Source organism: Anaerocolumna sp. MB42-C2, from assembly GCF_030913705.1.
GTDB lineage: Bacteria > Bacillota > Clostridia > Lachnospirales > Lachnospiraceae > Anaerocolumna.
The window spans coordinates 2,796,051-2,822,426 of record NZ_CP133190.1 but is presented as its reverse complement, the minus strand read 5'-3'; the positions used below and the strand labels follow the sequence as shown (position 1 = coordinate 2,822,426).

The 26,376-nt window shown below is 37.8% G+C and carries 24 protein-coding genes; 12 read left to right on the top strand and 12 right to left on the bottom strand.

From position 1 onward, the window contains the following. Positions 1-139 precede the first annotated feature (139 nt). From RBU59_RS12315 to RBU59_RS12305, 3 genes are all read left to right on the top strand, one after another. Positions 140-1,036, top strand: a complete 897-nt coding sequence (locus RBU59_RS12315; RefSeq protein ID WP_308148166.1) for a helix-turn-helix domain-containing protein — start codon at positions 140-142, stop codon at positions 1,034-1,036. A 356-nt stretch (positions 1,037-1,392) separates the two neighbouring features. Further along, positions 1,393-1,938, top strand: coding sequence for a hypothetical protein (locus tag RBU59_RS12310; RefSeq protein WP_308148165.1), 546 nt, complete (start codon positions 1,393-1,395; stop codon positions 1,936-1,938). 570 nt (positions 1,939-2,508) lie between these two features. Further along, complete coding sequence (locus RBU59_RS12305; RefSeq protein ID WP_308148164.1) at positions 2,509-3,555, top strand: helix-turn-helix domain-containing protein; 1,047 nt, start codon at positions 2,509-2,511, stop codon at positions 3,553-3,555. 163 nt (positions 3,556-3,718) lie between these two features. Here the strand turns inward: RBU59_RS12305 and RBU59_RS12300 are convergent, their stop codons facing one another. The 7 genes from RBU59_RS12300 to RBU59_RS12270 form a co-directional block, all read right to left on the bottom strand. Next, on the bottom strand, positions 3,719-4,819 hold the full coding sequence (locus RBU59_RS12300) for an ABC transporter ATP-binding protein (RefSeq protein WP_308148163.1): 1,101 nt from the start codon (positions 4,817-4,819) through the stop codon (positions 3,719-3,721). Next, a complete protein-coding gene (locus RBU59_RS12295) occupies positions 4,816-5,649 on the bottom strand; it encodes a carbohydrate ABC transporter permease (RefSeq protein WP_308148162.1) in 834 nt (277 codons plus the stop codon). Before RBU59_RS12295 ends, RBU59_RS12300 begins: the two co-directional genes overlap by 4 nt. A gap of 12 nt (positions 5,650-5,661) precedes the next feature. Then, on the bottom strand, positions 5,662-6,576 hold the full coding sequence (locus tag RBU59_RS12290; protein ID WP_308148161.1) for a carbohydrate ABC transporter permease: 915 nt from the start codon (positions 6,574-6,576) through the stop codon (positions 5,662-5,664). Positions 6,577-6,795: 219 nt separating this feature from the next. Further along, the gene (locus RBU59_RS12285) at positions 6,796-8,205 is read right to left on the bottom strand and encodes an ABC transporter substrate-binding protein (RefSeq protein WP_308148160.1); all 1,410 of its coding nucleotides are present in this window, start codon (positions 8,203-8,205) and stop codon (positions 6,796-6,798) included. Positions 8,206-8,373: 168 nt separating this feature from the next. Continuing rightward, the gene (locus RBU59_RS12280; protein WP_308148159.1) at positions 8,374-9,336 is read right to left on the bottom strand and encodes a PHP domain-containing protein; all 963 of its coding nucleotides are present in this window, start codon (positions 9,334-9,336) and stop codon (positions 8,374-8,376) included. A gap of 279 nt (positions 9,337-9,615) precedes the next feature. Next, on the bottom strand, positions 9,616-10,389 hold the full coding sequence (locus RBU59_RS12275) for a DeoR/GlpR family DNA-binding transcription regulator (protein ID WP_308148158.1): 774 nt from the start codon (positions 10,387-10,389) through the stop codon (positions 9,616-9,618). Between the two features lie 275 nt (positions 10,390-10,664). Beyond that, entirely contained in the window at positions 10,665-11,534 is an 870-nt protein-coding gene (locus RBU59_RS12270) for a LysR family transcriptional regulator (protein WP_308148157.1), read from the bottom strand. A gap of 204 nt (positions 11,535-11,738) precedes the next feature. On the opposite strand from RBU59_RS12270, the gene RBU59_RS12265 reads away from it, so the two are divergent. The 3 genes from RBU59_RS12265 to RBU59_RS12255 are packed head-to-tail and all read left to right on the top strand — an operon-like array spanning position 11,739 to position 13,357. After that, positions 11,739-12,326: a chromate transporter gene (locus RBU59_RS12265; RefSeq protein ID WP_308148156.1), complete on the top strand. Its 588-nt coding sequence runs from the start codon at positions 11,739-11,741 to the stop codon at positions 12,324-12,326. Further along, positions 12,323-12,880: a chromate transporter gene (locus RBU59_RS12260; RefSeq protein ID WP_308148155.1), complete on the top strand. Its 558-nt coding sequence runs from the start codon at positions 12,323-12,325 to the stop codon at positions 12,878-12,880. Before RBU59_RS12265 ends, RBU59_RS12260 begins: the two co-directional genes overlap by 4 nt. A gap of 12 nt (positions 12,881-12,892) precedes the next feature. After that, positions 12,893-13,357 carry a hypothetical protein gene (locus tag RBU59_RS12255; RefSeq protein WP_308148154.1) on the top strand — a complete coding sequence of 155 codons (465 nt, stop codon included), beginning with the start codon at positions 12,893-12,895 and terminating at the stop codon, positions 13,355-13,357. A gap of 128 nt (positions 13,358-13,485) precedes the next feature. On the opposite strand, the gene RBU59_RS12250 is transcribed toward RBU59_RS12255, so the two are convergent. Beyond that, positions 13,486-13,923, bottom strand: coding sequence for a DMP19 family protein (locus RBU59_RS12250; protein ID WP_308148153.1), 438 nt, complete (start codon positions 13,921-13,923; stop codon positions 13,486-13,488). Positions 13,924-14,460: 537 nt separating this feature from the next. Here RBU59_RS12250 and RBU59_RS12245 point away from each other — a divergent pair. The 6 genes from RBU59_RS12245 (at position 14,461) to RBU59_RS12220 (ending at position 22,721) form a co-directional block, all read left to right on the top strand. Next, positions 14,461-16,275, top strand: coding sequence for a sensor histidine kinase (locus RBU59_RS12245; protein WP_308148152.1), 1,815 nt, complete (start codon positions 14,461-14,463; stop codon positions 16,273-16,275). 20 nt (positions 16,276-16,295) lie between these two features. Next, on the top strand, positions 16,296-17,039 hold the full coding sequence (locus RBU59_RS12240) for a response regulator transcription factor (RefSeq protein ID WP_308148151.1): 744 nt from the start codon (positions 16,296-16,298) through the stop codon (positions 17,037-17,039). A 125-nt stretch (positions 17,040-17,164) separates the two neighbouring features. Next, positions 17,165-18,466, top strand: coding sequence for an ABC transporter substrate-binding protein (locus tag RBU59_RS12235; protein ID WP_308148150.1), 1,302 nt, complete (start codon positions 17,165-17,167; stop codon positions 18,464-18,466). 125 nt (positions 18,467-18,591) lie between these two features. Further along, positions 18,592-19,488 (top strand): carbohydrate ABC transporter permease, encoded by an 897-nt coding sequence (locus tag RBU59_RS12230; RefSeq protein ID WP_308148149.1) that lies wholly within the window; start codon positions 18,592-18,594, stop codon positions 19,486-19,488. 380 nt (positions 19,489-19,868) lie between these two features. After that, positions 19,869-20,705 (top strand): carbohydrate ABC transporter permease, encoded by an 837-nt coding sequence (locus tag RBU59_RS12225; RefSeq protein WP_308148148.1) that lies wholly within the window; start codon positions 19,869-19,871, stop codon positions 20,703-20,705. A 12-nt stretch (positions 20,706-20,717) separates the two neighbouring features. Continuing rightward, the gene (locus tag RBU59_RS12220) at positions 20,718-22,721 is read left to right on the top strand and encodes a glycoside hydrolase family 31 protein (protein WP_308148147.1); all 2,004 of its coding nucleotides are present in this window, start codon (positions 20,718-20,720) and stop codon (positions 22,719-22,721) included. A 124-nt stretch (positions 22,722-22,845) separates the two neighbouring features. On the opposite strand, the gene RBU59_RS12215 is transcribed toward RBU59_RS12220, so the two are convergent. From RBU59_RS12215 to RBU59_RS12200, 4 genes are all read right to left on the bottom strand, one after another. Further along, positions 22,846-24,081 (bottom strand): MFS transporter, encoded by a 1,236-nt coding sequence (locus RBU59_RS12215; protein WP_308148146.1) that lies wholly within the window; start codon positions 24,079-24,081, stop codon positions 22,846-22,848. Positions 24,082-24,265: 184 nt separating this feature from the next. Further along, complete coding sequence (locus tag RBU59_RS12210) at positions 24,266-24,748, bottom strand: MarR family transcriptional regulator (protein WP_308148145.1); 483 nt, start codon at positions 24,746-24,748, stop codon at positions 24,266-24,268. A gap of 135 nt (positions 24,749-24,883) precedes the next feature. Beyond that, positions 24,884-25,816, bottom strand: a complete 933-nt coding sequence (locus tag RBU59_RS12205; protein WP_308148144.1) for a CehA/McbA family metallohydrolase — start codon at positions 25,814-25,816, stop codon at positions 24,884-24,886. Next, positions 25,809-26,270 (bottom strand): DUF6669 family protein, encoded by a 462-nt coding sequence (locus RBU59_RS12200; RefSeq protein WP_308148143.1) that lies wholly within the window; start codon positions 26,268-26,270, stop codon positions 25,809-25,811. Before RBU59_RS12200 ends, RBU59_RS12205 begins: the two co-directional genes overlap by 8 nt. Positions 26,271-26,376: the final 106 nt, after the last annotated feature.

Here is a 26,376-nt window from a genome sequence, read left to right as displayed (position 1 = left end):
TTACTTTATCCCTTGTAAATATAATTATAGCGAAAGAAATACATTGAGTCTTTCTGATATACGACATATAATATAATTATTACGACAAACATAGAAACCACGGATATATGTATAATAAGGGACAAGGAGATGAAAAAGCATGCTGTCGACTGCTAATATAATTCCTTTGAATGAGGAAAGAAAAGAAATCAAAAAGCGTGGAACACCAGGTTTTCCCTGTAATGCTTATATCGGTGATATTCATAATTATATCGGAGGTGAAATAGCTCTTCATTGGCATAGTGAGCTTGAAATATTTATGCTGGAGGAAGGAATGGTGCAGATTATATTTGCAGATCATTCCTATGTTCTGCGACCGGGCGAGGGGTATTTCGTAAATTCGGACGTCCTGCATGGAATAATCTGTAACACGGATCAGCCCTGCAGGTATCGCTCTGTTGTATTTGACCGGTCCGTTATAGCAGGACATACCGGAAGTGTGTTCGATGAAAAATATGTCACCCCCTTTGTAAAGGGAGGATCATCCTCCTGGGTGCTTAACCTGAGAGATACAGGCAGCACAGCGGTGATATCTCTTTTCAATGCAGCGTTCCATGCTTGCGAATTGGAGCCGGAAGGCTATGAATTTACAGTAAGGGATGCAATGTCGAAGATTATCCTGTTATTAAACGGACATAAGGTAAAGCAGGCAATCAGGGTTGAGACGATGCAGGAACAACGCCTGAAGCAGATGCTCAACTGGATTGATAAACATTATATGGATAAAGTAACAGTCGAACATATTGCGGGTGCAGCCGGAATATGTGTACGAGAATGTCAGAGGACATTTGTGGCAGTGATCCAGGATACTCCAATAAGATATCTGATACGAAAAAGAATTGCAGTTGCAGCTGATCTGTTGAAGTCATCAAATGCTGCTAATAGTGAGATTTGTGCACAGTGTGGGTTTGAAAGTCAGAGCTATTTTATAAAACAGTTCCGGCTGATTATGGGAGTTACACCGAAACAGTATCAGAGAAATGCTCAAACAAATTGACAGACAGTTACTGGAAGCGTACCTAATAAATAATATTTAAAATATCGCACATTATTGCCTGGAAGGTTACTGTTCCCTTCCCAAAAAGCAGCAGTTCCGTGAATAATAACACCCAGAAGACCAATTAGAGGACAATTTTCTGCTTGCATTGAATTGTTTCGTTGGTCTGTGTATAATATGGTAATGGGTCAATACATTAACAACAGAAATACAGTAAGAATAACATATGCAGCAGAGATAAAAAAAGACAGTTTTGATAATAAAACAAAGCAAATATGTATTGGGTTAACCTGTCGTGAAAGGACAGTCCGTATGCATTTCGACATTAAAATTTCGCTGGAAAAGGAGAAAAACAAATGACAACAAAAGTGACACAATATCAGTTTGATAAGATTTGTACTCAGATGAAAAATCAATATGGAACGATAAAAAAGGGATCGGAAGATGGGCATTCTATGATGCTTTTTCCTATGGAAGGAAATTTATTGAAAATTCATAGAAAGAATCCAACAGCAAATAGCAGAAGACTTTTGGAAGCAATTTCGCTGGCGCTTTTTCAGATTAAAGGATATTTGACGGATGAGGAATACGATATTAGCAGTTTTCAAACAGCAGAAAATGAAAAACTGTTAAAAGCATTGCTTATGGCTTTTGATCCATTTACAAACAAAGAAATACATGATGCTCTTGAGCAAACAAGCTCAATAGACTTAAATAATAGAGGTAAATTACAATTTTTATTTCAAGAGCCGATTATATGTATGTTAAGGATTAAGGATTCTGTCGATATGTTGATAAAAAGTATGGGGGCCGATGGATACTTTACTTTTACAGAACAATATATGGGTAGTTCAATTCCGCAAGATGAAGATATGAAATATTCCATTTATATAGGAGATTAGTGTGAATAGTCTCGCAAAAGACATGCGAGCCATTAGAAGAATAGCAAAAGAGGCTATTTTGCTGGATTTATGCCCATAGAGCATGGGCGTTAGTGTGAATAGTCTCGCCAAGAACATGCGAGCCATTAGAAGAATAGCAAAAGAGGCTATTTTGCTGGATTTATGCCCATAGAGCATGGGCGTTAGTGTGAATAGTCTCGCCAAGAACATGCGAGCCATTGGAAGAATAGCAAAAGAGGCTATTCTTCTGGTTTTATGCCCAAAAAGCGTGGGCGTTAGTGTGAGACCATGTTACATTAGTGTGAAAGAAAATTTTGAAAAGGATAAGTTGTCACTGTGTGATTCTTTTACTCCTTTTTATTTGTGGCAGTATCGCAGGCCTGCCTGCGATATGCGATGGGTGTAGAACATGCAGAATTATAGAAGTAAGTTTCTACCAACCAACATGAGGAATGGTTAATTTTATTTACTGATAATTAACACACATTCAATTGTAAGAAAGAATCTTTCCTGATATGATTGAGATAGCAAAGGCCATTGCTTATTAGTTTCAATTCGGAGGATCATAATATGCAGATTGGTGAAGTTATACGAGAAAATAGAAAAAGAAAAAATATGACGCAGGAAGAGATGGCGAATCGACTTGGTGTAACGGCTCCGGCAGTTAATAAGTGGGAAAATGGAAATTCACAACCGGACATAATGTTATTGGCGCCTATTGCCAGATTGCTTGGTATTTCCCTCAATACCTTGTTGTCTTTTCAGGAAAAATTAACAGCAGATGAAATAAACAATTTTATATATGAAGCAGAAGCTAAATTAAAAACGGATGGTTATGATAAGGTTTTCCTCTGGGCAAGGGGTATAACGGAACAGTATCCTGACTGTGAGCAGCTGATATGGCAAATGGCAGTGGTTTTAGATGCATGGCGTTTGATAAAAGATATTCCAAATGCAGAAGAATACGATAATTATATTAATAATTGTTATGTTCGAGCCTTGGAGAGTCAAGATGAGAATATAAGAAATAGAGCCGCCGATTCTTTATTTGGATTTTATGCCAGAAAGGAACAGTATGAGAGAGCGGAAGAGTATTTAAATTACTTTTCCAGAGAAAATCCGGAGAGAAAGAGAAAACAGGCATATATTTATAGTAAAACAGAGAGAGTGAATCAAGCATATAAAGAATATGAAGAACTGTTATTCTCAGGCTATCAGATGATGAGTATGGTATTTGGCAGCATTTATATACTGGTAATGCAGGATAACGATAAAGAAAAGGCATATTCACTTGCTGTAAAGCAAAAACAATTAGCAGAGGTTTTTGAAATGGGTGAATACCATGAGAATTCAAGTATGTTAGAGTGGGTGACATCAGTAAAAGATGTGGATAAAACAATAGATACAATGGAACAAATGTTGAACAATATTGATAAGATCTGTGATTTTACAAAATCTGCTCTTTATGAGCATATGAACTTTAAAGAGGTTAGCAGAGATTTCGGTAATGAACTCCATGAGAATCTATTGAATTGTTTTCAGAATGAAGAAACTTATGGATATATGAAAGATAATCTTCGGTGGCAGAAATTAGTGGAACACGGTATTAAGAAATAGAAAGAATAAGCCTTAGAACATATGATGGTGGTCAGTTCATTGTTCTAGGGCTTCTTAATTCTCATTATAAAGTGCTTTTCTTGGAGTGTATAAAGAGCCTCTAAATGTTCCTCTTTCGTAATAATAAGCAATAGCAGCTTTTTCTTTTGTTTCGGTAAGGATTCTAATCCAGGTATTCTATGTTGATTCCCTTTTGATCCATATCAAACAGATGGATTTTCTCCTTAATAAACTCCAGATAACAGACTTCTCCCAAGGATGAGTTAATTCCGCCATCCTGTATAAATCGAAGAGTAATATTTCCTTCTGTACTTACGGCTTTCGTAAGTACGCTATGTCCTAAGTACTCTAACAATTCAATCTTTACCTGACAGTGGGATTGTTCCACTATTTTTATATCATGTGGGCGTATTCCAAGACGAAGAGATTTGCCGATATACTTATCCGGTAGGCCATCTTTTAAGGGAAGTATCATTCCTTTTGACTCAAATTGTTTGTGGCTACCTTTTTTCGTAAGAACTCCATCAATAAAATTCATAGGCGGGCTGCCTAAAAAATTAGCAACAAAATAATTTCTCGGCTTATGATATAAGTTAAGAGGAGTGTCAAATTGTTGTATTTTTCCTTTGTCAAGTACCGCTACTCTATCGGCAATTGCCTGCGCTTCCTCCTGATCGTGTGTGACAATCACAGTGGTGACACCGATTCTTTGTTGTATTTCTCGAATTTCATCTCTGACATCTAATTTTAATCGTGCATCCAAGTTGGACATAGGTTCATCCAATAACAGGATATCGGGGTTTTTTACCAGGGCACGGGCAATAGCAACGCGTTGTTGCTGACCACCGGATAACTGAGAGGGTTTACGTTCGAAAAGCTGCTCGATTTGTAAGGTTTTTGCCATAGCCTTAGCTTTTTCATAGGCTTCTTTTTTACTCATACCCCTTTCACGTAATGGGAAAGCAATGTTATCCTTTACCTTTAAGTGGGGATAAATGGCATAGGACTGAAAAACCATTCCAATATTACGGTCTTTTGGTTCTAAATAATTGACTAATTTATCACCAAAATAAATTTCTCCGTCTGTAGGTCTTATCAGACCGGCAATCATCATTAATGTTGTAGTCTTTCCACATCCGGAAGGACCTAATAAGGCGATAAATTCACCTTTTTTTATTTCTAAATCCACACCGTCTACCGCTCTTGTTTCTTCTTTGGTTTTGGAATTCCGGTAAATTTTTGCAATATTTTTTAATTGAATCATACTCGTTTCGTTCCTCCTATGTTAATACGCATAAAAATTTTCTGGCTTAATATATAAAAAATTATGACTGGGAGGGTGTAAAACAAACCAATGGCAGTGATAAAACCGTAACTTAAAATAGAATTCTCTTTTGATACCAGCTTGGCTAAATAACCACCCATGGTTAGGGCAGTATCATCAAAGATAAATAAGCGGAATAAAAACCATTCACCGTATGCACCTAAAAATGCAAATACAGCAATCGCCCCAATTCCTGAGCTTACAGCCGGTAATAATACCTTTTTAAAAGCGCGCCATCTCGTTGTCCCATCTACCATAGATGCCCATTCTAAATCCCAGGGAACTTCATCAAAAAAACCTTTCATGATATAGATTTGTCCGGGTAAGGACCCTGAAACAGCCACTAGTACAACCCCTAAATAGGTATTAATAATCCTTAGCTTTAATATAATCAGAAAAGTGGCGATAATTAGTGTAATACCCGGAAAGGCACGCATGATAAATAAAAACTTCATAGCTGCCTTACGTCCACGAAATTCTAACCTGGAAAATGCATAAGCTGCCGGAACAGCCACAGTAACTTCAACAATTACGATAATCAGAGAATAAACCAAAGTATTGAGAACAATGGGCCAGATCATAGGCAGATAGATTCCTTGAAAATTGATATCAGTATATAAAAAACTAAAATTTTGAAAAGAAATTTCGCCGGATGAATAATTGTAAGTCGATGAAAGAATATACCAGGCAATCATAAAAATAATAGGTAACACCAGCATAGTCATAATCGTATTGGCAAAAAGTTTTCTAAGTAGAATTTTTTTATTCAATTCGTATACCTCCTAATCCTCTATACGTGATGGTTGTACCATACTATCAAAATCAAATAAGCGAATAAGTATAAAAGTTAAAACAAGAGCAAAAAAAACAACGATTAAGGAAATAGCTGCGCCATAACCGTACTGCCTCATATCAAAGGCTTGCTGGTACGCATAGAGTGAAACGGTTGTTGTTTTCTTTAATGGTCCCCCATTAGTTAAAAGCATGATAAAAAAATAGCTTGCCAAATAACCAATGGAATTTGAAATCGTGATATACATCAAAGGCCATCTTAAAGTTGGCAGTATAATTTTATAAATAATTGATTTCTCACAAGCTCCATCAACTTGAGCAGCCTTATACAAATCATTGGGAATCGAATTAATAGCAGAAGATAGTAAAATTACACTTTGGGATACAGAGGCAATTACAGTTGCTATAATTACAATTTCCATAGAAAAATTATTAAACCAAGCCATTGGCTGCCTGGCTCCTAATACCTTTACTAGTTTATTCAAAAAGCCATCCCAGGTCGGGTCAAACAACCATTTCCAGAAAGCTACATAAACGACTGAGGGCATAACACTGGGAATCAGCCAGATGACACGATAAAACGTGCTTGAAATGGTTCCTTTTAGAAAATATTGTGTACTGACAGAAATAAGAATTGCCAGTATTAAAGAGCATAGTAGAGCAAAACAGCAAAATATGAGTGAATTGAAGATGATTGTCAGTAAATTAGGATCATCAAATATTTTTGTGAAATTTGTGAAACCGATAAAATTAAGTTGTAATTTTTCATCCATATCAGTAAAAGCCATAATTATTGTATAGATTGCCGGCAATATAAAAAACATAATCGTAATCACTGCAAAAGGAAGTATAAAAAGATAGGGATAAACGACCTTAAAAAAAGGCTTTTTGTATTTATGATTCATTCATTTGGCTCCTCTTAAAATATAAACGAATAGTAGATAATTGCGAAACAACATAGTTATCTAAATATTCCATACAATTCATACGAATTTTATAGCTTCAGTTGCCATTAAGGACAAGCTTCAGCTCTAAAATTGTATGAATCGCATGTCATATTAATACAAATTTTGAGTTTCGCAATTATATATAGTTTTTTTGTGATTTTAGATAATTAATATACCTTATTTGTATATAATTTCATTGTCCGGAATGTTTTGTTTAGTATCTGCCAGGTAGGCCTCATATGCTGCATTCGCATCTTTTTTACTTACTAAAATAGTGTCAACCCCGGTCAAATAACCCTCGATAAATCGGGCATAATATGGATGCGGTGAACGAACAGATGTGAAATCCATCATATATAATTGTTCATTATAATATTTCAGATCTTTTATACGAGTATCGTCAAAAGCATCCGGAGTTACAGGTAATTTACCGCTTAGGAGAGTATGTTCCACTTGCAGATCCGGAGACATCATCAATTCTATGAGGCGTTGTACATACGGCATTTTTTCATCATCAACATCAGCACCTACAAAAATCATGGCAGGATTACTATAAGATACGGGATGTCCCCCCTTTTTTGAACCGGGAATGGGGATACAGATTACATTTTCATTAAACCATTGATCAAATCCGTCCGGATCATTTTCCATACCCTTTGCGGCACGTAGTTTGGAATAATATTCTGTTCTTGCAAAAGATGCAAAAATACTTCCTTCTATAAATTTGGGGGCTGATAAATCAGTATTAAGATCACCGATAGATTCACTAATAACACCTTTTTTAGAAGCATCCGCCCAGAAACTGTACAGGTCTTTTACTGCATTTTCATCGAAAACTAATTTGTTTTGGTCCAGATCGTAATTAGTAATTCCAAAAGCATATCCCCATCCTTCAAAACGTTTATCTTCAACAGCAAAACCGGTATCCACCAGGCCCTGATCCAAGGCTTTTTTTGCTAAATCGACTAAATCATTTAACACAAATTCTCCGTTAATCACTTTATCCCTTAAGCCATCAATATCATTATCACTCATACCTAATTTTTTTAATGCAGGACGGGATAGAAATACAGGTGAAGTATCCATATCCTGGATAAGACCGTAATAATGACCCTTATAATACATGATATTCATAAGGTTTTCTGAGGTATTTTTAAATAATGCAGCGTCCTTAACCCAGTCAATATCTCTAATGAGTCCGGCATCTAACTCCCATCCGATATCTACGCTTGAGTTCATAAAAATATCTGCTTTCTTACCAGCCTGGCCTTGAAGAAGTAATTGATCATCGTCAACCTTAGGCCATTCCTCCACAGTTACCTCGACATTTTGAGGTTCCAATTCTTTGTTTAATCGCTTAAGTGCTTCATGGAAATTAGCGTCGCGTGCTCCCCATTCTGCCAAGCGCCGGGTTATGGTTATGGTCTTTTTACTTTCTTTCTGGTCAGCAGTAGTACTTTGTCTGGAATCAGTTACTGCTGTGCTGCTTGTTTGGCTGCTTTTATTTGTTTTTAATGTATTGCTGCAACCACTTAACATTACTGTCAACATAATAAGGCTAAGAAAAACACAGGTTAATTTTTTCATTTTTACACCCATTACATATCGCAAGTCCTTTGCGATACTGCCACAGAATAAAATGCGAAACAAAAGTTTCGCAGGTCGAAAGAATCGTATTGTGGCATCCTTTCAATTCTTATATTTTCTTTCAACCTTTAGAATGCTTTATTAATTTTTAGTGACCACGCCACTCATTTAAAGTAAATCTTTTATAAAGATAGGGTTTGTCCATGCCGTCTTGCCATTACAGTCAATACATTCCACACGAACATAGGTCATAAGAGGGTTAATCTTAAGAGTTGCTCCGGTTAAAGGTGAGCCATCACGGTCAATTATAAAGTCGCCGCGAACGGGCCAGGATTTAAACATGATAGCTTGCACTTGGGAACACTGTATTTTCACCTTGCCATCTTCGACACGGAAATCATAAATCTCCGGTCCGGAACTGGAATAATAATTACCTTCTTTTATATTTTTCATTAATTCTCTATGTGTGAGTTTATCACTATCTACTACAATCCATCCTCCGCCATATTCCAAAATTTTCTTATCTTTGTTATAATCATGGGAGTCATCTGCCGCTATAGCAAATAGACGTTTTCCATTTTGAAGGGCATAATCCCAATAAGCGGTTCCATAACTGGTTGAAAGACTCCACTCTGTAGCGTGATTATAAATTTCTACGGCGAAAAAATCATATTGCTTCATTACTTCAAAGGCGGTCATATGCCACTCGGGATGATTTAGAATAACTAAGTTGCCATGCTCCTCCAAACGTCTGATACATTGGGTAACACTTAGGTCGCCCTCCCATTTCTGAGGATATTCAAATTGCTGCAAATGATAATAGCGTTCCGGTACCATGATGTTTGGGTCATCCAATACGGTAAAGTGAAAACCAATATTATCGTTTGTGGTAAAGGCAGGATTTAGGCCTCCACGTTCCATTCCAGGTATTGTGATAAATGTTTCGGTATCAAACTCATTTGTACGGGTATAAATTTCATGATCGCTAAAGCAAAGGAAATGATATCCAAGATCTTTGTATCGTTCCACCACTTCTTCTGCGTCCAGTTTTCCGTCAGACCACTTGGTATGTAAATGCGTGTTACCCTTATATTTCTTATTCTTTTTATCTAGATATACTATATTTCTCATAAACATTTCTCCTTGTAAATGATTTTTATTGGGTTGGTTCTTTATAATTCACCGCCTTCCACCAGCCTTGTGGCTTTTGCTATTAAACTATCTTACTCCTCTGGTCTTGTGATTCCTTTAGAATATAACAGTATTTTATTAATCTAGTGTAATTCATTTGTTAAATGTGTGTTAAAGTGTGTTTTTGTGTGTTAAAATGAGTTGTTTTGTGTACCTCCTATTTGAATAAAATTGGTGTACTTATCTGAATGCATAAAAAAAAGACCTAAATTTCAGGTCTTATTTAATCCATTTTATATTATTTTCTTTTAAAGATTTTTTTATAGTATCAGGCATATCGCAATCATCCGTAATCAGATAATGAATTTTACTGAAATCGCAAAAATTAAAGAGTGACCGCTTTTGTACCTTAGTAGAGTCCATAATAGCAAATACTTCATTGGAATTATTTACCAACATCTTTTGCACATAACCCTCATTGATATTATATGTCATTGGCCCATTGTCCGATAATCCGGAAACCCCGATGAAAGCTTTATCAAAACTTAATGGCTTTAGCTGCTCCATTAAACTCGGTCCGGAAGTCATTAACCGTTGACAGTCTACGGAACCTCCGATAAAAATAATTTCTCCCGTAAAATCGCCTTTTTCTTTCTTTTGAATGAGTACTTGCAGAGCAGGAATGGAATATGTAATCACTTTTATTTCCTGAACTCCTTTTATGTGTTTCGCTACTTCTAAGGCAGTGGTGCCAACGTCAATTTCAATAACATCAAAATCCTTGATATAACCTGCAGCCAATTTACCGATTCGTTCCTTGGATTTTAGATTAACCCTTGCACGGTCACTATATTTGGCTTCATAGAGTGAGGATTCTATTTTCATTGCCCCACCATGAACTTTTTTAATTTTATTTTGTTTATTCAGAAAAAGTAAATCCCTTCTTATGGTTTCTTTAGAAGTACACAATAATTCCATGAGTTCAGGAACTGTTACTTTTCCTCTTTCTTCTACTAATTTTAATATGATAGCATATCGTTCTTCAACTAACATATCAATACTCCTTTCGGTGTCCATTTTTTATTTCATGGGAAATTTCTATGAAATAAAAAGCCCTACAGGGCAGAATGCACACGACGCGCATAAGGAAGAGTGTCATTACCGTGACAGCATGTCGGCGCTGAGTCTGGCTTGCAAGACTCTTTCAATAGAGATTAGTCTAATACAAGGGGTGTCTAAGCAATTATATGTTTCTAATCTGGTTCCCTCTTATACATAATACCTAATTTCAATATATTTGCAAAGTAAAAAACATATTAAATTTGTTGTCAGGATTTACACAATGATATGAAATCTGCCATGGCATTGGTTAAGTATTTATTCTTATGCCATACGAGATAGTGTTTCCTGGTTAAATCTACATCCGCTACATCATGAGTACATATAATTCCGTTTGCAAGATCCCGGCGAATCAACTGCTCCGGCAGAAAGGATATTCCCAGACCGAAGCTTACAGCTTTGACAATTGCCTGAGTACTGGCACTTTCCCACATGGGCTGGAGTGAGATACCCCGCAGTGCAAAAATATTATCTAAGAAAGCACGTCCGTTGCTGTCTTTTTCCCGCAGCAGAAACGGATAAGTAAGCAGGTCATTTAAAATAATTTTATCCTGGGACAATAATTTGTGTCCGGGAGGGAGAATCAGTACCAGGCGGTCTTCATCAAAAACTTCCGTAAGCAATTCCTCCTCCCACACACCGCCTTCGATCAAAGCAAGATCCAGCTGATTAACTAATAATGCTCTCTGAAGATCGGAACCGTTTGCTATGGTTGCTTTTATCTTCATATTAGAATGATTCATCTGAAATTGGTTAACCAAATCAGGCAGCAGGTTGTTGCCTAAGGTGATACTTGCACCTATACGCAATATACCAAAGGTATCCCAATTCCGCAATCCTGTTTCCATCCGGTCAAATGCGTCTACAATATGCAAAGCCTGTGCATAGAACTGCTTTCCAAGCTCCGTTATAAAAAGCCGTCTGTTCATCCGCTCAAACAGGCAGACTCCATAATAATTTTCTATTTCCTGAATTGCCCTGGTAACTGCCGGTTGAGTCATATGCAGTAATTCCGCTGCCCTTGTAATGTTCTGTGTCTGATATACCTGAAGAAATATTTTCATATGACGTACTGTCACTTCACATTTACCCCCTTAATTATATCATTTTTGATATCAATATAATAAAATAATAGCATTTTACATATTGGTTTACAAGAATTATTATAGATATAAAGAAAACGTTTGTTGAAAAGGAAAGCCGGTTTTTAAACGACGGACTAGCGGGGCAGTTAATCAGTCTCAGGAAAGAAGTTCGTGTGAATAGTCACAGGGGGTATAAATATGGATAATGAGATACAATCCTGCAGCAGGGTTAAATTACTCTTTAAGTTATTTATCAGCACCTTTTACATCAGTGCTTTTACTTTTGGCGGAGGATTTGTAATTATTACGTTCATGAAGCGAAAATTTGTGGATGAACTGCATTGGTTAGAGGAAGAGGAGATGCTTGACTTATCTGCGCTGGCGCAGTCTTCTCCGGGTGCGGTTGCAGTTAATGCCGCGATTCTTGTAGGTTGGCGTGTCGCCGGGTTTGCCGGTATGGTAGTAGCGGTGTTTGGTTCTATTCTGCCGCCTATGATTACTTTGTCAGTCATTTCTTTTTTTTATACTGCATTTGCAAGCAATTTGTATGTAGCGCTTGTTTTGAAAGGAATGCAGGCCGGTATAGCAGCGGTAATCCTGGATGTAGTATGCGATTTGGGTAAGAATGTCTTGAAAGAGAAATCATACCTTAATATGGCAGTTATGGTTTTGGCTTTTGCCGCAACCTTTTTTCTGAATGTTAATGTAATCTACATCATTCTTACCGCAGCCCTGATTGGGATTTGCAAAGAGGTGTATAAACACAGAAAGGAGAATAAGGAATGATTTATTTACAGCTTTTTCTCAGTTTTATACAAATCGGATTATTCAGTATCGGAGGAGGGTATGCCGCTATGCCCCTGATTCAGCATCAGGTAGTAGAGATACATTCATGGCTTACTATGAACGAGTATACGGATCTGATAACCATTGCCGGTATGACACCGGGGCCTATCGCAGTTAATTCAGCTACGTTTGTAGGAATTCGAATTGCCGGGATTGGCGGTGCCATTATTGCTACCTTTGGCTGTATTCTGCCATCTTGTTTTATTGTCTCACTGTTGGCTTATATTTATTACAGATATAAGGGTGTTACCGCTTTAGAGAGTGTTTTATCAAGCCTTAGGCCGGCGGTTGTTTCGCTGATTGCCGCAGCAGGGCTTTCGATCCTGATTACAGTAATTTTTAGCAATACGGTAATTCAGTTTAATAAAGTGGACTGGATTGGGGCTGGTATTTTTTTATCTGCATTTTTGGTATTGCGTAAATTGAAGTGGGATCCTAATCTGGTCATGAGTCTGTGCGGTGTTGCAAGTTTAGTTTTAAAACTATTACTGTAGGAGGGATGTATTGTGGTATGGAAAGTGAAAAGAACCCTTTTAAAGTATACGGTTTATCATCCGGATCATTCAAAAATTGTCCGGATTACCGTAAAAAGGGGAAGTTATATTATTGAAGATGCTATGGGCAAAAATATTGTATTTATTTGCGAAAACAGACCATTTAACCTGACGATAAACGGCAATGCTGGTGACGGCAGTGCCGATATAGAACTGGAAGTGACAGATTCGCTGGTTCGTCCGCCGCGTGCGACACAGCTTACTCTTCATTGGAATGGTGCAATCTATACAATAAATCAAACGGACCGTCGTGATTTCCAAATTTACCGATCCGGACTACAATTAGGTAATATTACGGGAATACTAAAAAGAACAGCATTTGTTGAGCTGCCGGATGATGAAACAATGAAGTTTGCTGCGTTACTTTATGCTTTAGCAGACAGAATGCTCCATGAGGATGATATCTGCGTGATCTAAGAATCGGTCAGAGTAAAGAGCATTCCGAGCTGTTATTATTTTACTATATGGATTTGAGTATCAAAACTCCCTGCCTTTCCCATGTGCAGAGATTTTTGACACTCGAATCCTAAGATAATAACAACCTATTATTTAATATAGTCAAGGTTATTCTTAAAATGTTCTATAATTCTTTTATATAAGAGATCATAAGAATCAGAGCCAATATCGTAAAAATTATTATCCAATTTATCAAATTCCCGCATTTTTTTATCATCAGATATAACGGCCTTAAAAATACTGATTGCCTCATCGAGTATTCTGGAAAATTTATCATCTCCTATATAATCAAGAAAATCTGCGGTATCCCTGGCATACACTCCCTTAGTATTAAGAAAATACTGATCGAATCCGCCATTGTTAACCTCCGTTAGATACGTACTTATCATAAATATTTTCTTTTCAACATCCGTTAAATCATCAAATCCATTCTCATTTATTGTTTCATTTGCATAATCGGTAATGGTATAAAATATCTCTTCATTATCCCGATTCTCACCTAAAACTTCCATTAAGTAGTCTTGCATGTAATTGCCCGCTCCCATTAATTATAATAACCTATTTTTTCTTTTTCCTCTCATTCTATACATTGGTGTTCCTTAAAACGATAACATCTGGTAATTATATATTAAATTAATACACTTTTTTAAAAATAATAGAATAGATTTTTATTCTCTTGCTAGATATATTTAAGTTATCGATTTAAGCCAAGCTGCCGGCGGGTCAGCAAGGGTTAGGGATCTGGATTATTATGAAGTATTTCCACAGAAAAACGGTTGTTTCTGTTGAAAAATAACTATACAATAAAACTAGTGGAGCGTGACGTCGAACCCGCTCCTTTCTTTATTTCATACGAGGAAAGTTCTCCGAACTTCCCTATGAAATAAAAAGCCCTGTCGGGCAGGATGCACATGAGATGCAAAAAAGGATAGTATCCTTTAGAAGATGTCACTGTCGTGACTGTATTCGGCGCACAAAGTGGTCACGTCCCTCATGATTGAGAAATTTAGGGAGTTGATGTGCCGTCAGGCATTTTTCATATTATAAGATTGGATGGATTGCTAATGAGAAAATTATTGAACAAAAGGAAGCGGGGAACATTTACGGGTTCTAAGCTTCAGGGTAAGATCATTGTTATTTACCTGCTGATGTGTATACTTCCAATTTTTATGGTAAGTCTGCTGGCTTACAGAATCTATTATAACAACATGCTTGAACAGGCATATTCCCGGGTTGAGCAAAATTCCAGGCAGCATGAAACTATATTAACGGAACGTCTGGATATCTATAAGACAGTTTTATACGAAATTTTAACGGATAATAGAATTATTAAGCTTTCCCAAAACCTCAAACGATTAGAGGATAAAGAATTACTGGTGAGTAAAGCCGATTTGGAAGTCATTTTAAAAAGTTATGTATATACTTATGACGCAATTAAAAGTATTGCTTTTTTGGGCGATAATGGCCAAATCGTAGAGTATTCAAAATATTATGGAAGTTTTGATACAACACTTTGGTCGGATAAAGAAAAACGAAACAAACTCTATCAAACGGTAAATGAAGAAGGGGGTCTGTGCTATCTGGCTGCTGTTAATCTGTCAAGGATTAAGAACAGAGCAGATTATGTAATACTCATGGGGTTTCCGGTGCGGAATCTTGTATCAAAAAAGCAGACCGGCATTTTGCTGCTGGCATTGGATGATTATATTTTACTCTTTAATCAGGAAAAGGGTGAATTTGATGAGGGAAGCAATCCAAAAGATGGAATACAAACACTGATAGTGGATGAAAAAAATAGAATCCTGGCAGAATCTTCGGATAAATATATTGCAAAATCCTATAAATACGTTATTAATCAGTTGTATTCCGACAAGTCGGATCTTTTGGAATGGAAACGTGATATTGAAGGCACAAAATGGCAGATCATTAATGTGGTAGATAAGGCGGTTTATTTAAAGGATATCCACTTTTTTGAAAAAATCGTTATCCTGTTAACTGCAATTATTACACTACTATTCTTTGTGATTGTGATTTGTATCTCCAGAAAATATATTAATACAATTACGAAGATCGCCAGGGGAATCGGTAAATATGCAGGTTCTCCGGGAGAGGAGATTAATGTTGAGATTGATAAAGAAGATGAATTGTATGTAATTGCAAGACAGTTTCACTATATGACACGAAGAGTTAACCGTCTGGTAGAAAAGTTAAAGCATAAAAATATAGAAATAGAAGAAGCGGTTACAAGTCAGAAACACGCTGAAATCAAAGCATTGGAAGCACAGATAAACCCCCATTTTCTTTATAATACCTTAGATTCCATTAACTGGAGGGCAATTGAACATGGGGAAGAAGAAATCAGCGATATGTTAGGTACGCTGGGAAGTCTCTTACGGTACAGTGTATCCAATATTGACATGGTAGTGCTCCTTAGTGCGGAAATCAGCTGGTTAAGGAAATATATCTTTTTACAAAGAGACCGTTTCCATTATTCTTTTGACTGTGAATATGATATTCAGGAGGAGGCCTATGATTTTCCGGTTTATAAGATGCTTTTACAGCCGTTAATAGAAAATACCATCCTGCACGCGTTTGAAGATGTAAAAGAGGGAGGACTTATCTTTGTAAAAAGTTATGTAATGGAAGACGGCAGGTTATATATCAGTATAAAAGATAACGGCAGGGGGATGGAAGAGGAGAAGTTAAAGGAAATTCAGGCAGGAATAAGTGAGGACAGGCCCCTAAACAGCAACAGTATCGGTATCAGCAATATTGTCAACCGGCTTAAAATCTATTATCACGGGAAAGCGGAATTAAGTGTATTTAGTACCTTTGGAGAAGGAACAGAATTTATAATGCTATTACCTGATGTAAGCTGAGCGGAAAGAGAGGTAAAGGTATGGTAAAGATTATTGTAGTGGAAGATGAATATAGAATTCGTACAGGTTTGGGCAATCTGATAGAAAAGGTCAACGCCGATTGTAAGGTAATTGCAGAAGCGGAGAATGGATATGAGGGATTAAAGTTAATACAGAGTCTGGAACCGGATATTGTGATCACGGATATCAGTATGCCCAAATTTGACGGTCTTCAGATGATAGAGAAGGCCAAAGAATTGGGATTACAGTGTAAGTTTGTTATACTCAGCGGATATGCGAATTTTGAATATGCACAAAAGGGAATACGGCTGGGAGTAAAAGAGTATTTGCTAAAACCGGTTACCATTACCAATGTCCGGGAGCTGTTAAGTAAGCTGGTAGAATCCAAGACGGAAGTGAAAGAGCACACAGAGGAATCTGAGAACGGTTTTTCTAAGGTAGTGTCGGATATGATACATAAAATAGATACGGATTACGGGAAACATCTGGGCCTGGATTATTTTGTGGACAAATACCGTCTTACACCGGAATATATCAGTATTTTATTTACCAAAGAAACCGGAGTCACATTCTCAAATTACCTGAAAAAGGTAAGGATTGAGAAAGCGAAGGAACTTTTAAGGAATACCAATATAAAAATATATGAGGTAGCCTGCAGAGTGGGATACCCGGATCAGAAGTATTTCTCCAAGGTATTTAAAGAATACACAGGTGTCTCGGCAAAGCAATTTGTATTAAATGAGAGCGGAAAAATAAAAAACTAGTATAGTTTTTCATAAGCTGAACCGGATAACCTTAGTTTTATACACTTTTTTTAAGATAGTACGATTTTTTTTAATCGGTACAGATAGTATACTAAACATACAAACAAAATGAATGGAGGTACATTATGAAAAAGAAACTTGGGGTATTTCTTGCAATCGCTATGAGTGTGGTAACGCTAATGGGCTGCAGCGGGGGTACAAAAACTCCCACCGGAACTGCCGATACGGCAGAAAAGTCAGGAACAACGGAAACAGCTGCAAGTGGGGAGGCAGCCGGTAGTGAGGGAAAAACGGAAATAACATTCTGGCATTATATGTCAGAGGACAAAGAAGGGAAGTTTGTACAGGCGGCAGTGGATGAGTTTAATAAGTCTCAAAATGAAATCTATGTGAAAGCGCAGTACATACCAAGGGATGAACTTATGAAACAGTATACCATCGGTGTTGTATCCGGAGAACTTCCGGACTGTGGTATGGTGGATAATCCGGATCATAACTCTTATGCATCCATGGGAGTTTTTGAAGACATTACAGATTTGTATAATTCCTGGGATGAAGCAAAATTTTTAGAGGGTTCCCTTAATTCCTGTAAATACGAAGGCAAGCTTTACGGACTTCCCTGGGGTAATAATTGCCTGGGACTGTTCTATAATAAGGAAATGCTTGATAAAGCAGGAGTAGAAGTTCCGACCACCTGGAGTGAATTAGAAAAAGCATGTGAAAGCTTAACAACAGATACCGTAAAAGGGCTTGCTATTTCTGCAATCGGCAATGAAGAAGGAACGTTCCAATATATGCCCTGGTTATTATCCTCCGGCGGCAGTGTAACAGACTTAACATCAGAGGGTTCCAAAGCATCTTTAACTTACTTAAGCAATCTGGCTGAAAAAGGATATATCAGCAAAGAATGTGTAAACTGGACACAGGCTGATGCCGAGAAACAGTTCGCCTCCGGTCAGGCAGCTATGATGATTAACGGACCCTGGCAGTTCTCCGGATTAGCAGAAGATGCTCCTGATCTTAAGTATGGAGTTGCGAAAGTTCCGAAAGCAGATGACGGTGTTTATGCATCCGTATTAGGCGGAGAGAATGTAGGTATCTGTAAAGGTGCCAATATTGAAGCTTCCTGGACCTTCCTGACTTATATGACCAATAAAGAAAATTCACAGAAGATTTGTTCTGCAATCGGTCGTTTCTCACCAAGATCTGATGTTGATATTCAGGCAATGTTTAAAGATGATCCGCAGAATGCATTATTTGCAGAATTAATGGAAGACGCACAATCCCGTGGCCCCTCTCCGAAATGGCCTGAAATCTCAGCGGCAATCTATACTGCGGAACAGGAAGTATTAACCGGACAAAAAGACGTTGATACAGCAATGGCAGATGGACAGAAGAAAATCGATGCATTAGCAGAGACGGAATAGTAGTAAGTATTATGAAATAGAAGTCTCATCACGGAAACAATAACAAATTGTAAGGTGGTGGGACTTTTATAGTATCGAAAGCAGTAGAGCTGCTTTAAGCCGGTATTTAGGAAAGGAACGTGAATATGCAGTCAAAAAGAGAAAGAAAAGAAAAGTTAATCGGATATTGTTTTATCTTACCGGCAGTGCTATATATGTTAGTATTTATCGGTTATCCAATCGTATATAACTGGCTGATCAGTTTCCAGGATGTAACGGCGACAACACTTGCCAGTACGGCCCGTGATCTGATCGGACTGGATAATTATAAAAATATTAAGGCAGATCCGACTTTTTTTAAGGCAGTCAGACAGACGTTTTTCTATACTGTTTTTTGCCTGGTGTTTCAATTTTCATTGGGATTTTTATTTGCCTTATTTTTCTCCAGAAATTTTAAATTATCAAAACCCATCCGCGGTTTTATCGTAATCAGCTGGATGCTGCCGGTTACGGTAACTGCACTGGTATTTAAGTTTATGTTTGCAGAGGGTAACGGAATTATTAATATGATACTTATGAACCTGCATCTTATCAGTAAGCCCATCGGATGGCTGATACAGAGCGGTACGGCGATGTGGGGACTTATCATAGCCAATTCCTGGGTCGGAATTCCTTTTAATATGCTGCTTCTTACCACAGGATTAAATAATATATCAACGGAAGTATATGAGGCAGCTGCTATTGACGGAGCAGGTTCCGTACAACGATTTATGAAAATAACCTTACCGCTTTTAAAACCGACTATTATGTCCGTTTTAGTTCTGGGATTTGTATATACCTTTAAGGTTTTTGATTTAGTTTATGTAATGACAGGCGGAGGTCCGGTAGACGCTACAGAGGTTATGTCAACCTATTCGTATAAATTATCTTTCCAGTTGTTCCATTTCGGTGAGGGAGCGGCGGTTGCCAATGTACTGTTTGTATGCTTATTTCTGGTAGCATTGCTTTATTTGAAAACAATCTCAAAAGATGAGGTAATATAGGGTGAATAATCTCGCAAAAAAGATGCGAGCCATTAAAAGAATAGCAAAAGACGCTATTCTTCGGGATTTATGCCCAAAAAGCATGGGCGTTAGGGTGAAACAAAATACAAGAAAGGAATGCCATAAATTGATTCGTTCAAGCTGTGAAACTTGGTTCGTTGCAGTTCAGCCTATGGCTCTGCGAGGTGTTTTTTGTGAGTGAAGCGAAGCGAAAGTCACAGAAAACCCGAGATATACATGCGCGAAATTATGCGGAATGCATAATTTCTGTGCATCATTAGTTACAATTCAGCCGTAGGCTGAACTGTAACCTTGGTTCACATTTTATTATATGGCAGTAACACATCTGTGAGAAGATGTGTTATACTATGGGTTAAAATATGAAGAAACTACATTTGAATGAAAGACAGCGAAAGATAGGCTTAAATATTTTCGGAATTTTGATTGCAGTCCTTTTCCTTTTTCCGATATACTGGATTGTAATTAACTCTTTTAAGATGGATGGTGAGATATTTTCAAGTGTACCGACATTTTGGCCTCAAAAGTTTACATTAAAAGCATATGAGGATCAAATAGCCAACTTAATGGGTCCACTGAAGAATTCTGTTATTATAGCATGTGGTTCCATGATATTGTCCTTGTGTCTCTCCATTCCTGCCGGTTACGGTCTGGCAAGGTTCAGGGTAAAGGGTATGAAATTTTTTGTGCTTATATTTTTAATAACTCAGATGCTGCCTGCATCGCTGGTATTGACTCCATTATTTTTAACATTTTCCAAAATGGGTTTATTAAATACATACTTTGCGCCGATTTTATCTACAGCCACAATTTCCATCCCTTTTACGATTCTTTTATTAAGGCCAAATTTTTTAAGTATGCCGAAGGAATTGGAAGATTCGGCTAAGATAGACGGATGTAATGCGTTTACTTCATTTATTAGAATTGCCATACCGATTACGAAACCGGCAGTGATTACGGCAGGATGTTTTAGCTTTGTCATGTCATGGAATGATCTGGCATATTCCATGACTTTTAATACAAGAGCAGATATGCGGCCTATGACGTCGGCGATTTATAATTTTATGAACCAGTACGGAACAAAATGGAACAGTATTATGGCTTATGGGGTGCTTTTAATATTACCCACGTGTATTATTTTCGTCACCATGCAAAAGCATATTGTCAGCGGACTGGTCAGCGGTTCCGTAAAAGGATAAAGGGAGGATACTATGAGTTGTTTTAGAAAAGAAGGAAATAAGTTAGTTTTTCGTTATGATGCGGAAAAGTTGTGGATCGAACCCTGGGGAAAAAACAGTTTTCGGGTACGTTCCACCAAAATGGCGGAAATGCCTTTAGAAGACTGGGCATTATCGGAATCAGTTGAAAAATGTGTAACAGACATTACCATCACGGAAAAACTGGCTACTATTGTAAACGGTAAAATTAAAGCTACGATTTCAAATTACGGACGAATGACTTTCTATAATCAAAAAGGGGAAGTTCTGTTAGACGAATACATCAGAAACCGCCTTGATTTACATGCGGATTATTGCAGCGCGTTAGGAATTGAAGCCAGAGAGTTTAAACCAATCCCAGGCGGAGATTATGAGCTTTCCATGAGATTTGTATCCAATCCGAAAGAAAAAATCTACGGTATGGGACAATATCAGCAGCCGTATTTGGACTTAAAAGGGGTTGATTTGGAGTTAGCCCAGAGAAATTCCCAGGCATCCGTTCCTTTTGCGCTTTCCTCCTTAGGATATGGTTTCCTATGGAATAATCCCGCAGTTGGGCGTGTAACCTTTGGTAAAAATATAACAACCTGGTATGCCATGTCCTCCAAGATATTGGATTATTGGATCACCGCAGGTGACAGCCCGGCGGAAATCGAAGAGGCTTATGCGGGTGTTACCGGTAAAGTGCCTATGATGCCGGAGTATGGTCTTGGATTCTGGCAGTGTAAATTACGATATCAGACCCAGGAAGAATTATTATCCATTGCCAGAGAATACAAGAGGAGAAAGCTCCCGATCGATGTAATCGTTATCGACTATTTTCACTGGCCCACCCAGGGAGATTGGAAATTTGACTTAACCTATTGGCCGGACCCGGATGCTATGATAGCGGAACTTAAGGAAATGGGAATTGAGCTGATGGTATCAATCTGGCCGACTGTGGATTACCGCAGCGAAAACTTCCAGGAGATGAAAGAGAACGGTTATTTAATCCGAACGGACCGAGGATTTCGAATCGTTATGCCTTTTCAGGGAAATACCGTACATTATGACGCCACAAATCCGGAAGCAAGGGACTATGTATGGAATAAAGCAAAACAGAATTATTACGATAAGGGCATTAAATTATTCTGGCTGGATGAAGCAGAACCGGAATATTCTGTATATGATTTTGATAATTACCGTTATCACCTGGGACCGAATGTACAGATCGGTAATGTTTATCCTAAAATGTATGCCAAAACCTTTTATGATGGCATGAAAGCTGCAGGACAGGAAAATATCGTGAATCTGCTCCGATGCGCCTGGGCCGGATCCCAAAAGTATGGCGCTTTGGTATGGTCAGGAGATATCCATTCCAGCTTCTTCAGCTTAAGAAACCAGCTGGCGGCTGGGCTTAATATGGGGTTAGCAGGAATCCCCTGGTTTACCACAGATATCGGCGGCTTTCATGGGGGCAATCCGGATGATCCAAAGTTCAGGGAACTCTTAGTGCGCTGGTTCCAATACGGCACGTTCTGTCCTGTTATGAGATTACATGGTGAAAGGCAGCCTATGAAACCACAGTATGGTACCACAGGCGGTGCAACTTGTCTTTCCGGTGCGGACAATGAAGTATGGTCCTTTGGTGAAGAAGCTTATGAAATCTGTAAGGAATACTTACAGATCAGAGAAAACATGAGAGAATATACGAGAAGCTTAATGAAAGAAGCTCACGAAAAAGGGACACCCGTTATGAGAACCCTATTCTATGAATTTCCCCAGGATAAACATACCTGGGAAGTGGAGGACGAATTCTTATTTGGCAGCGATGTTCTGGTTGCACCTATCTTATATGAGAATCAAAGGCAGAGGGAAGTTTATCTGCCGGCCGGGTTACAGTGGAAGCATATATGGACCGGCAGAACTTATACCGGCGGACTAACAATTTCTGTGGATGCACCAATAGAGCAGATACCGCTTTTTATAAAAGAAGAAAGTAAATTAAAAATCCGTTAATTTATGAAAGGCCGGCACTTTGCAAATAGCAAAGATGCCGACTTTTGTAGTGGGCCTGAATTTATGAAGAAACTATCCTTTAGTGTATCAATGTTATAGTTTAACCGTAAGGAAACGGTAACGTTTACATGGTTGCATTCGTGCTCTTATACAGAACCGGTATTGCAGCTGCTATAAGCGCCACACCCATAAAAGCGGGTGCGGCAGACCCGAGTGATACATAGATTCGACCTCCGATGACAGGCCCGATTATTTTTGCTAAAGCTTGAATCGCTTGGCTTCCTCCCTGAATTCTTCCTTGTTCACCGGAGTCGGCAGACTTAGAGACCATCCCGTTGAGGGAGGGTCCGAAGATGGAATCACCAAAACCAAAGATAAACATTCCGGCAATAACAAAGGGATAGAAGGAGAATAAAGCGGATGCCGCAATAAAACTGTAACCTATAATTTCTGAGGCCATTCCAAGAAGTGCTATCTGTTTATCACTGATTTTATTCAAAAGTCTTGGCATGATAAAACCTTGTGAGATGATGTCCTGGATGCCTATGATTGAAAACATTAGTCCAATTAATGCAGGCTTCCAGCTGAAAGTATCCATAGTAAATTGTGAAAAAACTGCCTGTAAAGATCCACTTGGAATCCAAAGCAAAAATGCCGCGACAAGCAGCCTTTTTAAATTTTTCATGGAAAGTACATCTGCAAGTTGTATAAATGGATTCAGCCTGACAAAGGTAATCTTATTCAGTCTATTGTCTTCATGAAGACTCTCAGGCATAAAAAAGAACCCATAAATAACATTTAATAAAGTTATGATTGCACCAAAATACAGGGGTACTGAATAACCGAACCTGGCAAGTAATCCGCCCAGAGTAGGTCCGATAACAGTGCCGACACCGACCACTGCACTCATCCAGCCAAAATATTTGGTACGCTGCTCTCTGGGAGTGATGTCTGCAAAATATGCAAAGATAGTGCTTATGGTTCCTCCTGTTATGCCATCTATTATACGTCCGGCAAATAGTATCCATAGAGCACCGCCTATTCCAAAAACTAAGTATCCGGCGGCGGAACCCAAAAGGCATACTAAAAGTACCGGACGACGGCCATATCTGTCGCTTAAAGCTCCAAGCCCGGGAGCCGCAAAAAAAACGCAGACTGCATAAACAGAAGTCAGCAGGGTAACGGCGATAGTCTGCTCGTCCGGATTGTTTATATAAGGCTGCACTAAGAACGGGACGACAGGTGTTATAATAGTGAAGCCGATTCCGCAAAGAAACACAGACATAAGACCGAATAGTAACGCCTTTTTATCCACAGTCTCATCCATATTTCGTTTATTGTGTGATTCAAATTGGAACATATGAATTCTCCTCTCTTTTGTTATAATAATGTTTCCTTGGAAGCAAAAACATCGTATCACAATATTGCTTCCTTGTCAACAAAATAATCACAATAAAAAAACTGACCGCCTATATGTTAGAATGAAAGGTCTAACATATAGGGGTCAGTTCATAGAGCCCGGCTGTCTGTTTTTCCATATTTATTTATTCTGATTTATCCGACTTAATATCTACACCCAGTTTCTTAATTTCTGCATCCAAATGTCTGCTATACATTTCTATGAAGTGAAGCATACTGTCAAATTGTTCCTCAGTTACCTGATCAAATATGACTTTATCCCGTTCGTGAAACTCTTTGTGCAGGGCCTCATGTGTTTTATAAATTTCCTGACCTTGTTTGGTAAGTCTGAAATATATCTCTTTCTTGTTATCCGGTCTCTGGTAACTTTCAATAGCACCTTTTTTAATAAGTTTCTTTGTCATTTTACTTATTGCACCGCTGGTCATATAAAAGGACTCCGCAAGTTTTGTGACATTGGAATCGATATTACTTCCGATATGTTCAATACAATGTACTTCAGAAGAGGTATAACCATTAAAACTGTCTTTCATTCTAAAATTATTAAGCCAAACCATCTTGTTATATAAGTTCCGGTAAGTCATTATGACCTGGTCTTCCTTGTTCATGGCCTGTCCTCCTCCTAACTTGTTGTTCATTAATTTTATTATAGTAAATTTACGTTTCATTTACAATAATATAAAAGAATTATTGAAAGAAATATTGTAACTATTTGTTCCACACTTGCAAGCTTTTATTTATTCTTATAGAAAAACCGGTGCTCCGATTGCTATTAGATTCTGCCATTCTGTTTTATCCTTATAAAGTTCAATAATAATAACAGAATCAGTTGATGAGATAATTTCATTTATGTCTATTTCTAACCTGGTATCAATAGTTACCACGGTTTGTTTAGAAGCCGTTTTGAACTTTAAATAAAGCGGCTCTCTGCACTCAAATTCATTTGAAAATCCATCTTTTTCAGAAAGCAATTCAAGGTTCAGCATAGTATTGATCAAATTTGTCCTTATAATCGGTCCTTTGGTTACACAGGTTTTACAATTCGTAACAGCTTTTGTAAATTGTTCTGAGAGAGTATCCTTCTCGGAAGCTTCTGATATTTCAATATAAGTAGTAAAATAATCACTTCTGTCACCAGGTCTGTGGAAATCCATACCGCTTACCGGGGTAATCCGATATCCGTCAAAGAGGAGATTTTCCCACCAGAGTATTCCTTTATGATTATCCGGAATCATTGGATGAGCATTATTAACAATCTCAATAAAATCCAGCAAATGGTGATTATGAATCTTCATACTAAACTGCATACCATTGGATATAGGTGCTCCCACACTGAACGGATGGGCAATACCAACTAATCCCCCTGCAGTGTGAACCCGCTCCAGTAAAACATCCGCATTATTTATATCGATATCGTCCCAGGGGATATACGAGGTTACATTTTGGCATAATATATGCCCATAATAGGAAGTGAGTTCATAGCCGGTTATATATTCCATAGGAAGTCCTGAGGTTTCAATTACTTTTTTTAATTTATGATGGCCGGATATCGTATTGTGATCCGTAAGGGAGAAATAATTGATTTTATTAGTATGGAAATATTGTACCAATTCGTCTACGGTCATTTTTCCGTCTGATTCCACCGTATGGTTATGTAATTCCACTCGTTTAAACATGTTGTTCTTCTCCTTTTATTTCTAACGTATAGGAAGTATGGTTTTCTAAAACGCTGAAGGCATTAATTACGATCTTTAACAGGCCTGTCATATTTTTGCAGGGAATACACCCGTTGGAACTTATAACTGGCGACAGAATCATTTCTTTTTTTGTTCCGGGCATATGGATATTCCCGGCAAAACTACCGTTTATAAATGCCGCAAGCTGAATCTCTGTTTTCATTGATTTGATAACATCCTGTAATTGATTATCGCATAGTTTAAAACCATAGTGATTTTCATAGGCCTCCTCAATTTTATTTTTGAATTGATTATCTGCAGTTCTGATTTTTTCATTATCATAAGTTAAACAGATATATAATTTATCATAGGAGGATTCCAGGTTAAAATTATAGGTGATGTTGCCGACGAACCCCCTGTTCAGAGTTCCGGTCAAAGTCTGTATCTCTTTCATGTTTTTCCTTTCCGGTAATTATCTTATTCCATATATTTTTGATGTTAAAAATATGGTATCGTTTCCAAAGAGAGTTGTCAATAAATGATTATAAGTTTATAATGAT

Bases quoted from the DNA above. Each gene is read 5' to 3' on its own strand.
- RBU59_RS12315 (WP_308148166.1), top strand. From the start codon at position 140: ATGCTGTCGACTGCTAATATAATTCCTTTGAATGAGGAAAGAAAAGAA.
- RBU59_RS12310 (WP_308148165.1), top strand. From the start codon at position 1,393: ATGACAACAAAAGTGACACAATATCAGTTTGATAAGATTTGTACTCAG.
- RBU59_RS12305 (WP_308148164.1), top strand. From the start codon at position 2,509: ATGCAGATTGGTGAAGTTATACGAGAAAATAGAAAAAGAAAAAATATG.
- RBU59_RS12300 (WP_308148163.1), bottom strand. From the start codon at position 4,819: ATGATTCAATTAAAAAATATTGCAAAAATTTACCGGAATTCCAAAACC.
- RBU59_RS12290 (WP_308148161.1), bottom strand. From the start codon at position 6,576: ATGAATCATAAATACAAAAAGCCTTTTTTTAAGGTCGTTTATCCCTAT.
- RBU59_RS12285 (WP_308148160.1), bottom strand. From the start codon at position 8,205: ATGAAAAAATTAACCTGTGTTTTTCTTAGCCTTATTATGTTGACAGTA.
- RBU59_RS12280 (WP_308148159.1), bottom strand. From the start codon at position 9,336: ATGAGAAATATAGTATATCTAGATAAAAAGAATAAGAAATATAAGGGT.
- RBU59_RS12275 (WP_308148158.1), bottom strand. From the start codon at position 10,389: ATGTTAGTTGAAGAACGATATGCTATCATATTAAAATTAGTAGAAGAA.
- RBU59_RS12265 (WP_308148156.1), top strand. From the start codon at position 11,739: ATGGATAATGAGATACAATCCTGCAGCAGGGTTAAATTACTCTTTAAG.
- RBU59_RS12260 (WP_308148155.1), top strand. From the start codon at position 12,323: ATGATTTATTTACAGCTTTTTCTCAGTTTTATACAAATCGGATTATTC.
- RBU59_RS12250 (WP_308148153.1), bottom strand. From the start codon at position 13,923: ATGCAAGACTACTTAATGGAAGTTTTAGGTGAGAATCGGGATAATGAA.
- RBU59_RS12245 (WP_308148152.1), top strand. From the start codon at position 14,461: ATGAGAAAATTATTGAACAAAAGGAAGCGGGGAACATTTACGGGTTCT.
- RBU59_RS12240 (WP_308148151.1), top strand. From the start codon at position 16,296: ATGGTAAAGATTATTGTAGTGGAAGATGAATATAGAATTCGTACAGGT.
- RBU59_RS12235 (WP_308148150.1), top strand. From the start codon at position 17,165: ATGAAAAAGAAACTTGGGGTATTTCTTGCAATCGCTATGAGTGTGGTA.
- RBU59_RS12230 (WP_308148149.1), top strand. From the start codon at position 18,592: ATGCAGTCAAAAAGAGAAAGAAAAGAAAAGTTAATCGGATATTGTTTT.
- RBU59_RS12225 (WP_308148148.1), top strand. From the start codon at position 19,869: ATGAAGAAACTACATTTGAATGAAAGACAGCGAAAGATAGGCTTAAAT.
- RBU59_RS12220 (WP_308148147.1), top strand. From the start codon at position 20,718: ATGAGTTGTTTTAGAAAAGAAGGAAATAAGTTAGTTTTTCGTTATGAT.
- RBU59_RS12215 (WP_308148146.1), bottom strand. From the start codon at position 24,081: ATGTTCCAATTTGAATCACACAATAAACGAAATATGGATGAGACTGTG.
- RBU59_RS12210 (WP_308148145.1), bottom strand. From the start codon at position 24,748: ATGAACAAGGAAGACCAGGTCATAATGACTTACCGGAACTTATATAAC.
- RBU59_RS12205 (WP_308148144.1), bottom strand. From the start codon at position 25,816: ATGTTTAAACGAGTGGAATTACATAACCATACGGTGGAATCAGACGGA.
- RBU59_RS12200 (WP_308148143.1), bottom strand. From the start codon at position 26,270: ATGAAAGAGATACAGACTTTGACCGGAACTCTGAACAGGGGGTTCGTC.